We start from the raw sequence: 12,688 nt of genomic DNA on the forward strand, positions 1-12,688 counted from the left end.
CAGCCGCTCGATCTGGTCGAGATAGGCGCCCATCACCTCGACGCAGCTGACGGCCTTCGTTCGGATCGCCCGGGCCAGGGCCACGGCGCTCATGCCGGTGATGGTGGTGGCGGCCTGCGCCTCGAAGCCGGCGCTCAGCGCCGCGCCCGCCGCGACGCCCAGCAGGGTGCGCCGGTCCAACCCCTCGACCGAGGGTTCGTTCGCCGTGGTCCGCATGGGTGGGGCCCCCTCTGCCCACGGCCACGCTACAGGGAGCAGGGGCGGGCGCAAGCCGCGTTCAGCCGGCGCCGAAGTTGTCGACCGCGCCCAGGATGGCGGCGATGAGATCCCGCTCCAGCTCGCTCAGCTCGGGGCGCCAGACGTCGAAGATCAGCACCACCCGCAGACGTTCCAGATTGCGGTTCCAGGCCTCGTGCTCGATGGAGTCGTCGAAGACGCAGGCCTTGCCCTCGATCCACGGCCGGGTCTCGGAGCCGACCCGCATGCCGCATCCCTCAGGCACGATCAACGGCAGGTGACAGATGTAGCGGCCATTCATGAAGCCGTGGTGCGGCGGGATGTGCGCGCCGGGCGTCAGCAGCGAAAACAGGATCGAGGGCGTGCGGCCCGGGATCTTGCACAGAGGCGCGTCGGCCAGCGCCGCCATGGTCTTGGGGAAGCGCGCGGCGTTCTCGGGGACCGGCGCGCCCGCCTTCCAGAGATAGAAGGCGCTCCAGTTCGGATTGCCCAGCATGCCGTGGTCGTCGAAGAACGGGCGGTCCGGCTCGGCTTCGATGTAGGGGGAAAACGCGTTGTCCTCCTCGAGCACCCGCTTCAGCTCGTCGCGGATCTCGTCGGTGGCGGCCTCCAGCTTGTCGAGCCAGGCGAAGTCCTCGCGGGGCGCCCACTCGATGTTGGGGAGTTCGGGGAAGTAGAAGTTCTTGGGCTGCTGTAGATAGAGCTGGGCCTTGCCCGTCAGCAGATCCACCGCCTTGGCCGCGCGTCGCGCCTCGGGGCGGTCCAGGCCCTTGCCGGTCAGCGCGCCCTGTAGCTGGGCCTCGTACCGGGCCGCGTACTGCTCGCGCATGTGCTGGGCGCGACCGACCTCGGCCTCCAGCCCCTTCTCCACGGTCCCGGCCTCGACGGCCACGCCCACGACGGCCGAGTAGTAGGACGAGGCCGCCCGCGCGTCGCCAGCGTCGCGGTAGTGGTCGGCGGTCATGATCAGGGCGCGGATGTCGCGGGGGTCCAGCGCGCGGGCCTGGTCCAGCGCGGCCAGGGCCGCCTTCGCGTCGCCGCGCCCCTTCTCGGCGATGGCCACGGCGACCCACACCGGCGCCGTCGCCTGGCCGCTGGCGGTGATCCGCTGGAAGTGGCGCACGGCGTCGGTGTGTCGGCCTTCGCGCAGGGCCTGCGTGCCCTGGGCCCAGGCGGCCTGAAGATCGGCGGGGGAGGCGGTGGTCGTCGAGCTCATCCCCGATAGATGCCCTAGTCCAGCGTCCTGCGGTAGCGGGCCATGGCGACGGCGGTGACCACCAGGACGAAGGCCGTCAGGGCCGACAGCTCGCGCCACTGGTCGCCCAGGTCCTGGCCCTTGAGCAGCGAGCCCCGCACCACGCGCAGGAAGTGGGTGACGGGGATCACCTCGCCGATCCACTGCGCCCAGGCGGGCATGCCCCGGAAGGGGAACATGAAGCCCGACAGCAGGATCGAGGGCAGGATGTAGAAGAAGCTCATCTGCATCGCCTGCAGCTGCGAGCGCGCCACCGTCGAGATCAGAAAGCCCAGCGCCAGTGAGCCGGTGATGAACAGGCCGATCCCGGCCGACAGCCCGATCCATCCGCCGCCCATCGGCACCTCGAACAGGGTCGCGGCCATGAGCAGGATGATCACCGTCTGGACCAGCCCCACCAGGACGTAGGGCGCCAGCTTGCCGATCATCACCTCCAGGGGCTCGACCGGCGTGGACAGCAGCGACTCCATCGTGCCCCGCTCGATCTCGCGGGTGACGCTGAGCGCGGTCATCATCACCAGGGTCAGCGACAGGATGATGCCCAGGAGGCCCGGGACGATGTTGTAGGCCGTGATGGCCTCGGGATTGTACCGGCGGTGGACGACCACTTCGAATGGCGCCGGCGTCTGGCCCCTGGCGGCCATGGCGCCCGTGAGGTCGCGCCGCAGCGCCTGGCCGGGCAGGGTGGCGAGCGCGGCCACCGCGCCGCCGGTGGCCGAAGGGTCGGTGGCGTCGGCTTCCACCAGGATCTGCGCCCGGTCGCCACGCGCCACGCGCCGCGAGAAGTCGCCCGGGATCGTCACCGCGAACTGGGCCTCGCCGTTGCGCAGCAGCCGGTCCAGCTCGGCCGGACTGCGCGCCTGGGCCACGAAGTCGAAGTAGAGCGAGTTCTTCAGCGCTGCGGTGATCGAGCGCGCGTAGCGGCTGTCCTCCTGGATGAGCACGGCGGTCGGCAGGTGGCGCGGCTCGGTGTTGATGGCGTAGCCGAAGAGGGTGAGCTGGATGACCGGGATCGCCAGCATCATCGCGTAGGTGATGCGGTCGCGGGTGAGTTGCTTGAACTCCTTGATGAAGACGGCGACCACGCGGTTCCAGCTGAGGCCCTTCACTGGATGTTGTCCTCGCTGCGGCCCATCAGCTGGATGAAGACGTCCTCCAGGGTCGGCGCGCCCTCGTTCCAGCGGTGGCCCTCGCGGTAAGGCTGGATCGCGGTCTCCAGCGCCGTCCGTTCGGTTCCGCTGACGTGGATCGCCGCCCCAAACGCGGCGGCCGTCTCGACGCCGGGCGCGGCGGCGAGCGCATGGGCCAGCTTGTCGGCGTTCGGGCCCTCGCCGCGGAAGGTGATCAGGCCCGACTGGGCGATCACCTCGTTGGCTGTGCCGCGGGCGATCAGCCGGCCATACGAGATGTACGCGATCTCGTGGCAGCGCTCGGCTTCGTCCATGTAGTGGGTGGAGACCAGGACGGTCAGGCCCTCGGCGGCCAGGGCATGGATCTCGTCCCAGAACGTGCGGCGCGCCTTGGGATCGACGCCCGCGGTGGGCTCGTCCAGCAACAGCAACTTCGGCTCATGCAGCGTGGCGGTGGCCAGCGCCAGCCGCTGCTTCCAGCCGCCCGACAGCGTGCCGGCCAGCTGTCCGCGCCGGGACGTCAGGCCCAGCCGCTCCAGCGCCGCGTCCACCCGCTCGCGCCGCCGGTCCAGGCCGTAGACGCGGGCGGTGAACTGCAGGTTCTCGGCGATGGTCAGGTCCTCGTAGAGTGAGAACTTCTGGGTCATGTAGCCGGTGCGCCGCTTCACCTCGTCGGCGTCGCGGATGATGTCGTAGCCCAGCGCCTCGCCCGACCCGCTGTCGGGGGTCAGCAGGCCGCAAAGCATCCGCAGGGTCGTGGTCTTGCCCGACCCGTTGGGCCCCAGGAATCCGCAGATCCGGCCCTGTTCGACCTGAATGGTCACATCGTTGACGACGTGCTTGTCCCCGAAGGTCTTGTTCAGGCCGTGGACGTCGATGGCGAGGGTCATCGCGGGGCCGCCAAGGCGGTGTCAGCTCTGAGCCAGACGTTCGTGCCCCTCACGACAGCGGCTCCACATCGACGGGTTGCCCGGGGTTGAGGCGCACGCCGGGACGGGCCTCCACCATGTAGACCAGGCGGTCACGGGCCTCGCGGCTGTAGATCACCGGCGGGGTGAACTCGGGCCTTGGGCTCACGAACTCGATCTTGGCCGACAGCCCTTTGGCGCAGCCGTCGCAGGCGAATCGGATCGTGCGGCCCAGACGGTAGGCCGACAGTTCGCGCTCGGGCACGAAGAACCTGACCTTGATCCGCTCGTCGGGCAGCAGGCTCAGGATCGGCTGGTTGGCCGGGGCCCATTCTCCGGCATGGAAGAAGACGTCCTCGACGCGGGCCTTCCGGGGCGCGGTGGGCGCCACGTCGGCCAGCCGGGCGCCGGCGCCGGTCACGGCGGCCCGGGTCTGGGTCACGCGGGCGTCGGCGGCGCGGACCTGATCCTCGCGGGCGCCCAGGGCGGCGGCGTCACGCTGCCGGCGCGCGGCGCGCACCTGGGCCTCGGCGGCGTCGGCGGCGGCCTTGGCGTCGTCCATCCGGGCGGGCGCGTACCAGCCCTGCTGCACCAGCGGCCCGATCCGGCGCAGATCGGCCTGCGCGTCGCGGGCGCGCGCCTCGGCGGCGGCGATGTTGGCCTCGAACACGGCCAGCTCTGCCGGCCGCTGGCCCTTGCGGGCGTCCTCAGCCTGCGCCCGCGCGGCGTCGGCCTCGGCGGCGGCCTGGTCATACTGGGCGCGCACCTGCGCTGGATCGACGACGAACAAGGGCTGGCCCTGCGCCACCTCCTGCCCGCGCGCCACGTTCACGACCGTCACCGTTCCGGCCACCGGCGCGGCCAGGTACAGCGGCTCGCCCTCGATGTAGCCGGACAGGGTCCTGGGCTGGCCCATCCGCGGCAGCCAGACGATCAGCCCGACGACGGTCGCGGCGGCCGCGAGCAGGCCCAGCACCAGGACAGGGGGACGATTCATGCGCGGGCCCCTTCCGTCAGCATCCCGCCCAGCAGGGTGTCGATGTGCTGGCGCATCAGCGCCGGGAGGTCGAACGGCTGGGCCCCGACAGGCACGAACGTCTCGCGCCACAGGACGCCGACCAGCAGCGGCGAGATCAGCTGAAGGGCAAACGTGCGGGGGTCTCCCAGCTTCACCTCGCCGCGCGCCTGGGCGTTGCGGATCGCCTCGGCCATGGCGCCCAGCGCATGGACGATGAGTTCGTCATGCCAGACCCGGGCGAGCTCGGGGAAGTTCCGCGCCTCGCCCACCACCATCTTCAGAACCCCGCCGATCGGCGTGGTCTCGACGACGCCTGCGATGTGGCCGGCCAGGCCGCGCAACAGGTCGGCGAGGGGGCCCGGGTGGGCGGCGGCCATGGCCTTCACGACGCTCAGGTTGGGCAGGATCGCCCGCTCCACCACCGCCCGGAAGACGTCCTCCTTGGTCTCGAAGTAGAGATAGACGGCGCCCTTGGAGACGCCCGCGCGCCGCGCGATGTCGTCCAGCTTGGCCGCCGCGAAGCCTTTTTCAGCAAACACCGCGAGGGCGGCGCTCACAATCTCCTCGGGCCGATCGGCCTTGCGGCGGCGGAATTTCGGGGTGCCTGCGTCCATCGTTGACTCAACTAATAACTGACCAGTCAGTTAGTAACACATGCGACATACCGGCGCAATCCGGCCGGCGCGCAGGGGCGCGACCTCGCACCAAAGGATTTGTTTACGGCCGCTGCCCATTTTCCGCCGCGGTCAGGGGCCAGGACCCCTCGCTTCCGCCCGCACCCCGCGGCGTCCCAGTTCCACTCCGCCTCGAAGTCCGGCGCGCAAGTCCGGCGATGGCGCTCTGTTGAGTAAGGGTACCGAATGAAGTTGGGCGTACGCGCGCGTCTTCTTGAGCTGGCCGAAAGGCGGCCCCTGGCCATCCTGGCGGTCTTCGGCTGTGTCGCCGCCACCGCGGCTGCCGCGGCTCCCCTGAGCCAGCCGGCCACGCGCCAGGCCATGGCCTCGGTCGTCGAGCAGGCCGTCACCGCCCAGGCCGCGCCGGAAGAGCCTCCGCAGGTGGTTCGCGTCTGGACCGGGGCCGACCTCGACGGCGACGGCCGGGGCGATTTCACGAACCCCACGGGCCACGCCCCGCGCGAGCATGACAGCTATGGCCAGGGCGAGTTCGGAGCCCGCCGCGACGGCGGGGTTCGCCGCCATGAGGGCGTCGACTATGTCGCCAGGGCGGGCCAGACCGTGGTCTCGCCTATCTCGGGCTACGTCACCAAGATCGGCTTCGCCTACGCCGAGGACCAGAATCTGAAGTTCGTCGAGATCACCAACCCCGCGCTGCGGGTCGCCGCCCGGGTCTTCTATGTGAATCCCAAGGTCGACGTCGGCCAGCCGGTCGCCATGGGCCGCCCGCTGGGCACGGCCAAGTCGCTGCAGCGCAAGTACCCCGGCGGCATGACCGACCACGTGCACCTGGAGATCATCGACCGGCGCGGCGTGCGCATCGACGCGACCCGCATGATCACGGCCGAATACCGTCCCACAGAGATCGCGTCCGCCGACTGAGCCCGTCTTGACCCCCGCCGCGCACGCGGGGCAAGGAATGGGGGTGGCGCCCGCAAGGGCTCAATAGGGAATGCGGTGCGCGTCTTCGGGCGCAAAGCCGCGGCTGCCCCCGCAACTGTAAGCGGCGAGCCGACGACCGTTCTTACGCCACTGGGGTCGCAAGACCTCGGGAAGGCAGGTCCGAGGCGCTGACCCGCGAGCCAGGAGACCTGCCACAAGCCGTGGTCACGCGCGATCGCGTCGGACGGGGTGTGCCGATGTGAGTGGACCGCCGCAGGCTCGCCCGCGGCGGCCTGCTGTCTTCGCGGTGACGTGTCACGTCCGCCGCGAGGTTTTCGGCATGAACTCCAACTTCCGCACCGGCGTCTGGTCCGCCGGGCTCGTCGCCGCCGTCGCCGGTGGCTGCTTCGCCATCGGCTGTCTCGACCCGCTGGTGGCCGTCGCGGTGATCGCCGCCGGCGCGCTGTCGCCGGGTCGCGCCGTCTTGCTGGTGCTGGCCACCTGGGCGGCGGGCCAGGCCGTCGGCTTCGGCCTCCACGACTATCCGCGCGACCGGCAGACCATCGCCTGGGGCTTCGGCCTGGGGGCCGGCGCGCTGGTGGCGCTGGCGACGGCCGTCGCGGTGCTGTGGCTGCTGCCAAATCGGCCGGCGTGGCTGCGCGCCGGGGCGGCCTTCGGCGCGGCCTTCTGCGCTCAGCAGGCGGCCATGCTGGGGATCGAGCAGATCGTCGTCGGCTGGTGCGAGGTCCGGCCCGCGATCATCGCCCAGGTGGGCCTGATCAACGCGGCCTGGTTCGCGGGCCTGCTCGCCGTCGACGCCCTGATCGCCCGGACGGCCCCGTCGCTGCCGGCCTTCGGGCGCGCGCCATGAGCGGCCTGCGCATCGTCTCGCTGTTGCCCAGCGCCACCGAGATCGTGGCCGCGATGGGAATGGCCGACTACCTGGTGGGCCGCTCGCACCAGTGCGATTTTCCGGCGCGCGTCCAGGCTCTGCCGGTTCTCAGCGCCACGAAGGTTCGCCTCGACGGCACGTCGGCCGACATCGACCGCCGCGTGTCCGAGATCATCGCCCAAGGGGTGTCGGTCTACAGCGTCGACGCCGAGCGGCTGCGGGCGCTGAAGCCCGACGTGATCGTCACCCAGACCCAGTGCGCCGTCTGCGCGGTCACCCCGGCCGACCTGGAGGAGGCGCTCTGCGAATGGACCGGCTTGGCGCCCAAGCTGGTGTCGCTGGAGCCCGACGACCTGGCCGATGTCTGGGCCGACATGCGCCGGGTCGGCCGCGCCCTGGGGGTGGAGGACGCCGCTCACGCCGCTATCGTCGGCCTTCAGGCGCGGCTGGAGCGGATCCGGCGCATCGCCAGCCTGGCCCCGCATCGCCCCACGGTGGCGGCCATCGAGTGGATCGAGCCCCTGATGGCGGGCGGTAACTGGATGCCTGAGCTGATCGAGGCCGCCGGCGGCGAGAGCCTGTTCGCCACCGCCGGCCAGCATTCGCCGTGGCTGGACTGGTCGGCGCTGGCCGCCGCCGATCCCGAGGTGATCCTGCTGCTGCCCTGCGGGTTCACCATCGCGCAGAGCCTGGCCGATGTCCCGTTGCTGGCCGCGCGACCCGAGTGGGCCCGGCTCAGCGCCGTGCGTCGCGGCCGCGTCTTCGTCCTGGACGGTCACCACTACTTCAACCGCCCGGGCCCGCGGCTGGTCGAGTCGGCCGAGATGGTCGCCGAGATCCTCAACCCCGACCTGTTCGCCTTCGGCCACGAGGGGCGGGGCTGGGTGCGGCTGGGCTAAGGTTTCAGCAGGGCCTTCAGTTCTGCGCCGGTGGCGGCCTGGCCCAGGGCGTCGAAGCGCCCCTCGTCGGCGATCTCGCGCGCGGCCCTGAGGAAGCCGCCCCAGGCGGCCCGCGCCAGGGCGCCGCCCACGCTGATGCGCCGCACGCCCAGGTCCTCAAGCTGAGCCACCGTCAGGCCGGGGGCGCCCATCAGCACGTTGAGCGGCCGGGGCGACACGGCGCGCACGGCCGTCGCGATCTCCTCGGCGGTCTTCAGGCCCGGAGCGTAGAGGCAGTCGGCGCCCGCCTCAGCAAAGGCGGCCAACCGGTCGAGCGTCGGGGCCAGCGGCTGGCCCAGGAGCATGCCTTCGGCGCGCGCCACCAGCACCGCGCCCGCGCCCTCGGCGTCGATGGCGCCCCGCGCCGCCTTCACCCGTTCCACCGCCAGGGCGGAGTCGTAGAGCGGCTTGCCGGGATCGTGGCTCATGTCCTCGATGGAGAGGCCCGCGACGCCTGCCGCCAGGGCGCGCGTCACATTCGCCGCGACACCTTCGGGCGTGTCGGCATGGCCGTTCTCAAAGTCGGCGTTCAGCGGGATATCCACGGCGTCGGCCAGGACGGCCAGGTGAGCCAGAGCATCCTCAAGCGGGACCTCGTTGTCGATCCGGCCGGACGACCAGGCCATGCCCGAGCTGGTTGAGGCGATGGCCGGAAAGCCCAGCGCCTGCAGCATCCGGGCGCTACCGGCGTCCCAGGGGTTGGGGATCACGAAACAGCCGGCCTCGTGCAGCTGGCGGAATCGGGCGCGTTTTTCAGCAGGCGTACCCATGAAGCGACCTCGGACGGCAAGGCTTAATGGCGATGTCGGGAGTCCGGGAACAGGCGCGAAACGAATCGCGTCCGAATCACTGACTCCCAGCGATTCAGCTTTCGTTCCCTACGAGATATTGTAGTTGAGTCGCTTCGGGCCACAACGAAGGTTTGCCGCCAGGTGCGGCGGATCGGCTTGCGCGCCGCCTCACCTTGACGCGGGCAGGGCGTTCCTCTAAATCGCCCGTTCTTCGCGCGGATGGGAACGTCCGCCGCGTCCCTGTTTCTGGCTAAGGTTTTCGTCATGTCGCGTCGCTGCGAAATCACGGGTGTCGGTCCGATGGTCGGCCACAACGTGAGCCACTCGAACATCAAGACCAAGCGCCGGTTCATGCCGAACCTGGTCGACACCAAGGTTCAGTCGGAATCGCTGGGTCAGTCGTTCAGCCTGCGCATGACCAATGCGGCGCTGCGCACCCTCGACTTCAAGGGCGGCCTCGACGCCGTGCTCCTGAAGGCCAAGGACGAGGTGCTCTCGGCCAAGGCGCTGAAGATCAAGCGCCAGGTGAAGGCGAAGCTGGCCGAGCAGAAGGCCGCCTAAGCACACTTCCAGAGTGTCGTTCCGAGAGGGCCGCCCACTGGGCGGCCTTTTCTTTTGCGCCTGCCTACCCGCCGCCAGGGGAGGGCAGGATTCAGGGTCTCGCCCAGTCGAAAGCCAGTAAGAGCGTGCGCTGGCCGGTGGGGCTGCCGTTGTAGAAGCCGAAGTTGTCGTCCGCCACGAGGTAGAATCGCACCTTGCCGTCCGGACGCGCCACGGCGGCCACGCCCTCCAGGTTGTCGACAGTCAGCGGCCGGGCGATCTCCATCTCGCCCGCCAGCCGGCCCTCGCGGTCCAGCACCTTCAGCTTGACGACGTTGCCGCGCAGCGCCGAGTACGAGCGCAGCAGATAGACGAGACCGCCGCCGGGCAGGTTGTCGAAGGCCACCAGCTCAGAGCCGTCCAGGGCCAGGTCGCGGTCGCGCACGCAGGCCGTCGAGACCCGGCAGATGAAGGTCTGGCCGCTGTCTTCCAGCCCCACCCGGTAGGCGTCCGGGGCTACGTCGGGCGCGGTGGTTAGCGCCTCCATCCCCTTGTTGTCCGTATACTTCACGTCGGGCTGCGGGGCGGGGCGGGGAACGCCGCCGCCCTTGGGGAACAGCAGAATGCGGTCGTGCTGCTCGAAGCTCACCAGCAGGTCGCCGCCGGCCAGTCGCGCCACGCCTTCGGAGTCGTACTCGCGGGGGCCGCCGGCGAAGAGGTCGATCCCCGTGGGGGCCTTCAGCGAGACCAGGGTGGCGCCGGTCAGGCCGATCAGCCGCCCCGAGGCGTCCAGGGCCACCCGCGCTTCCAGCAGGTCGGACTGGTCGCCGATCGCCAGCAGCCGGCCGTCGGGCCAGACCTTGATGTCGGAGAGACCGTGCAGGCGGCTGGTCTGGCGCGAGGTCAGCGCCACACCGCCCGCGTAGACGAAGCCGCCGATGCGGTCGCGGGCCGGATTGGCGGGGTCCAGCGGAACGGCCTCGGCGTCGACCTGGATCGCCGCGCCCACGGCGACAGGCGCCTGCGGCAGCGGCGCGATCGGTCCGGCGCAGCCCGCCAGCAGCAGCGCCGCCGACAGACCTGCCAGCAACCTCAAGCGGTCGCCCTCCGGACTTCCTTGAAGGTGGAACGGCGCATCCCGCCGCCGCCTTGCGGGCCCTCGGTGCTGGGCGGCGCTGACAGCAGGTTGGCGTTCTTGCGCGTCACCCGGCGGACCTCTTCGTCGAACAGGTCGGCCAGCTGCTCGACCATAGCGCCGGCCAGCTGTTCCACGTCCACGATGGTCACGGCGTTCTTGTAGTAGCGGGTCACGTCGTGGCCGATGCCGATGGCGATCAGCTGCACCGGGCTCTTGGCTTCGATCTCGGTGATCACCTCGCGCAGGTGGCGCTCCAGGTAATGGCCCGAGTTCACCGACAGGGTGGAATCGTCCACCGGCGCGCCGTCCGAGATCACCAGCAGGATCCGCCGCTGTTCGGGACGGCCGATCAGGCGATGGTGCGCCCAGATGAGCGCCTCGCCGTCGATGTTCTCCTTGAGCAGGCCCTCGCGCATCATCAGGCCCAGGTTCCGGCGCGCGCGCCGCCAGGGCGCGTCGGCGGCCTTATAGATGATGTGGCGCAGGTCGTTCAGCCGGCCCGGCTGGGCGGGCTTGCCGGCCTTCAGCCAGTCCTCGCGGCTGGTCCCGCCCTTCCACGCGCGGGTGGTGAAGCCCAGGATCTCGGTCTTCACCGAGCAGCGCTCGAGCGTGCGCGCCAGGATGTCGGCGCAGACTGCCGCCACCATGATCGGCCGTCCCCGCATCGAGCCCGAGTTGTCGATCAGGATGGTGACCACCGTGTCGCGGAACTCGGTGTCTTCCTCCTCCTTGAAGGCCAGGGAGGCGGTGGGATCGGTGATCACCCGGGTCAGCCGCGCGGTGTCCAGCAGGCCTTCCTCAAGGTCGAAGGACCACGAGCGGTTCTGCTGCGCCAGCAGCTTGCGCTGGAGCCGGTTGGCCAGGCGGCTCACGACGTTCGAGACCGACGCCAGCTGCTGGTCCAGGTAGGCGCGCAGGCGCGTCAACTCCTCGGGATCGCAGAGCTCCTCGGCGGCCACGACCTCGTCGTGCGCCGTGGTGAAGACCTTGTAGGTGACCGCCCGGTTGTCGCCCGACGGGTCAGGGCGGGCGGGGGTGTCGCCGTCGCCCATCTCGGGGGGCTCGTCGGTGTCGTCGGCGTCGGGGTCCTGTTCCGACGGCATCATCTGGCTGTCGGCGTCTTCGGACTCCCGGGACTGGGTCTCGTCGTCGTCCATCGCCGACTGCTGCGGGGACTGGCTCTCGCCGTCGCCGTCGTCGTTGTCCGAGGTCTCGGGCTCGCCCTCTTCGCTGCCGCCGTCCTCGTCGTCGGGCTGCTCGGGCGCGTCCGACAGGTCGTCGCCCATCTCCAGGTCGCGGATGATAGCGCGCGCGATCCGGGCGAAGGCCTTCTGGTCGTGGACCGTGCCTTCCAGCTTCGCCAGGTCGGCGCCGGCCTTGGCCTCGATCTCGCCGCGGAACATGTCGACCAGGGCCCGCGCCATGGCCGGCGGCGGCTCGCCGGTCAGGCGCTCGCGAACCATCAGCGAGACCACCTCGGCCAGCGGCGGGTTCGCCATGGCCTCGACCTCGTTGTACACGCGCCGCGCCCAGCTGTGGTCCATCACCGCGCGCAGATTGCTCTTCACGCCGCCCATGGCGTTGGCGCCGATAGCTTCGATCCGGGCCTGCTCCAGCGCGTCGTAGATCGGCTGGCCGGCGCCCGACTGCGGGCGGGTCTTGGCGTGGGCGGCGGGGTCGTGGTGGGCGATGCGCAGCGCCATCTGGTCGGCCAGGCCGCGGATGCGCGCGGCGTCCTCAGGCGTCAGGTCGCGGGGCGGGTGGGGCAGGACGGCGCGGTTGCCCGACAGCTGCGGGCCCTCGCCCGAGTAGACGATCTCGAGGTCCGGCGTCTCGGCAAGCGATCGCGCGGCGTGCGCCAGCGCGCGCTTGAAGGGCTCGAGAGGGCTTTCCGGGTTCTTCGCCATGTCGGGTCGGTCTTAGATCAGGGCTGCCGCCGCGCAAACCAAGGCTTTGCGCTCAGCCCGCAAAAAAGTCGCGAGCGGGCGCATGGGAAGCTCTGGCGGAAACACGGTTTCGTGGCCGTCCGGAACAGCGCGGCCGTGGCGGCGTTTCCAGCCCAGGATTTCGTTCCCAGGAGAGTTCAAATGCTGAAATGGGCCCTGATCTTCGCGATCGTCGCCGTCGTGGCGGCCCTTCTGGGCTTCGGCGGCATCGCCGGCGCCGCTGCGGGCATCGCGAAGTTCCTGTTCATCGTCGCCGTCATCGGCTTCCTGATCTTCCTGGCTCTGGGCGTCTTCGCCGGCCGCAAGATCACAGGACGATAGCGGAAGGCGGCGGGCGCG

General features: G+C 70.6%; 14 protein-coding genes and 1 riboswitch. Of the genes, 5 read left to right on the plus strand and 9 right to left on the minus strand.

Features of this window, described 5'->3' with window-relative positions; all coding sequences use genetic code 11:
- The 6 genes from EPN98_RS19950 to EPN98_RS19975 form a co-directional block, all read right to left on the minus strand.
- Positions 1 to 216: hypothetical protein (locus EPN98_RS19950; RefSeq protein ID WP_293364683.1), on the minus strand; the 216-nt coding region annotated here is incomplete at its 3' end.
- A 61-nt stretch (positions 217 to 277) separates the two neighbouring features.
- The gene (locus EPN98_RS19955; protein ID WP_293364684.1) at positions 278 to 1,453 is read right to left on the minus strand and encodes an aspartyl/asparaginyl beta-hydroxylase domain-containing protein; all 1,176 of its coding nucleotides are present in this window, start codon (positions 1,451 to 1,453) and stop codon (positions 278 to 280) included.
- 14 nt (positions 1,454 to 1,467) lie between these two features.
- Entirely contained in the window at positions 1,468 to 2,601 is a 1,134-nt protein-coding gene (locus EPN98_RS19960; protein ID WP_293364685.1) for an ABC transporter permease, read from the minus strand.
- The gene (locus tag EPN98_RS19965) at positions 2,598 to 3,512 is read right to left on the minus strand and encodes an ABC transporter ATP-binding protein (RefSeq protein WP_293364686.1); all 915 of its coding nucleotides are present in this window, start codon (positions 3,510 to 3,512) and stop codon (positions 2,598 to 2,600) included. The genes EPN98_RS19960 and EPN98_RS19965 overlap by 4 nt, the downstream gene beginning before the upstream one ends.
- Positions 3,513 to 3,561: 49 nt before the next feature.
- A complete protein-coding gene (locus tag EPN98_RS19970; protein WP_293364687.1) occupies positions 3,562 to 4,527 on the minus strand; it encodes an HlyD family efflux transporter periplasmic adaptor subunit in 966 nt (321 codons plus the stop codon).
- Positions 4,524 to 5,162, minus strand: a complete 639-nt coding sequence (locus EPN98_RS19975) for a TetR/AcrR family transcriptional regulator (protein ID WP_293364688.1) — start codon at positions 5,160 to 5,162, stop codon at positions 4,524 to 4,526. Before EPN98_RS19975 ends, EPN98_RS19970 begins: the two co-directional genes overlap by 4 nt.
- A 246-nt stretch (positions 5,163 to 5,408) precedes the next feature.
- On the opposite strand from EPN98_RS19975, the gene EPN98_RS19980 reads away from it, so the two are divergent.
- From EPN98_RS19980 to EPN98_RS19990, 3 genes are all read left to right on the plus strand, one after another.
- Entirely contained in the window at positions 5,409 to 6,104 is a 696-nt protein-coding gene (locus EPN98_RS19980; RefSeq protein ID WP_293364689.1) for a M23 family metallopeptidase, read from the plus strand.
- Between the two features lie 27 nt (positions 6,105 to 6,131).
- Positions 6,132 to 6,336: riboswitch (cobalamin riboswitch) on the plus strand.
- A gap of 108 nt (positions 6,337 to 6,444) precedes the next feature.
- On the plus strand, positions 6,445 to 6,975 hold the full coding sequence (locus EPN98_RS19985) for a hypothetical protein (protein ID WP_293364690.1): 531 nt from the start codon (positions 6,445 to 6,447) through the stop codon (positions 6,973 to 6,975).
- Positions 6,972 to 7,895 (plus strand): cobalamin-binding protein, encoded by a 924-nt coding sequence (locus EPN98_RS19990; protein WP_293364691.1) that lies wholly within the window; start codon positions 6,972 to 6,974, stop codon positions 7,893 to 7,895. The genes EPN98_RS19985 and EPN98_RS19990 overlap by 4 nt, the downstream gene beginning before the upstream one ends.
- Here the strand turns inward: EPN98_RS19990 and EPN98_RS19995 are convergent.
- Positions 7,892 to 8,704 (minus strand): isocitrate lyase/phosphoenolpyruvate mutase family protein, encoded by an 813-nt coding sequence (locus EPN98_RS19995; protein WP_293364692.1) that lies wholly within the window; start codon positions 8,702 to 8,704, stop codon positions 7,892 to 7,894. The two genes, EPN98_RS19990 and EPN98_RS19995, sit on opposite strands and share 4 nt — an antisense overlap.
- Positions 8,705 to 8,989: 285 nt before the next feature.
- Between EPN98_RS19995 and rpmB the strand changes: the two genes are divergently transcribed.
- Positions 8,990 to 9,286 (plus strand): 50S ribosomal protein L28, encoded by a 297-nt coding sequence (gene rpmB, locus EPN98_RS20000; RefSeq protein WP_293364693.1) that lies wholly within the window; start codon positions 8,990 to 8,992, stop codon positions 9,284 to 9,286.
- A 91-nt stretch (positions 9,287 to 9,377) separates the two neighbouring features.
- On the opposite strand, the gene EPN98_RS20005 is transcribed toward rpmB, so the two are convergent.
- Both EPN98_RS20005 and cobT read right to left on the minus strand, forming a co-directional pair.
- The gene (locus EPN98_RS20005; RefSeq protein ID WP_293364694.1) at positions 9,378 to 10,361 is read right to left on the minus strand and encodes an esterase-like activity of phytase family protein; all 984 of its coding nucleotides are present in this window, start codon (positions 10,359 to 10,361) and stop codon (positions 9,378 to 9,380) included.
- A complete protein-coding gene (cobT, locus tag EPN98_RS20010; protein ID WP_293364695.1) occupies positions 10,358 to 12,310 on the minus strand; it encodes a cobaltochelatase subunit CobT in 1,953 nt (650 codons plus the stop codon). The genes EPN98_RS20005 and cobT overlap by 4 nt, the downstream gene beginning before the upstream one ends.
- Before the next feature lie 180 nt (positions 12,311 to 12,490).
- Here cobT and EPN98_RS20015 point away from each other — a divergent pair, with 180 nt between their 5' ends.
- Complete coding sequence (locus EPN98_RS20015) at positions 12,491 to 12,670, plus strand: DUF1328 family protein (RefSeq protein WP_293364696.1); 180 nt, start codon at positions 12,491 to 12,493, stop codon at positions 12,668 to 12,670.
- Positions 12,671 to 12,688: the final 18 nt, after the last annotated feature.

This window comes from Phenylobacterium sp., from assembly GCF_004299445.1.
Classification (GTDB): domain Bacteria; phylum Pseudomonadota; class Alphaproteobacteria; order Caulobacterales; family Caulobacteraceae; genus Phenylobacterium.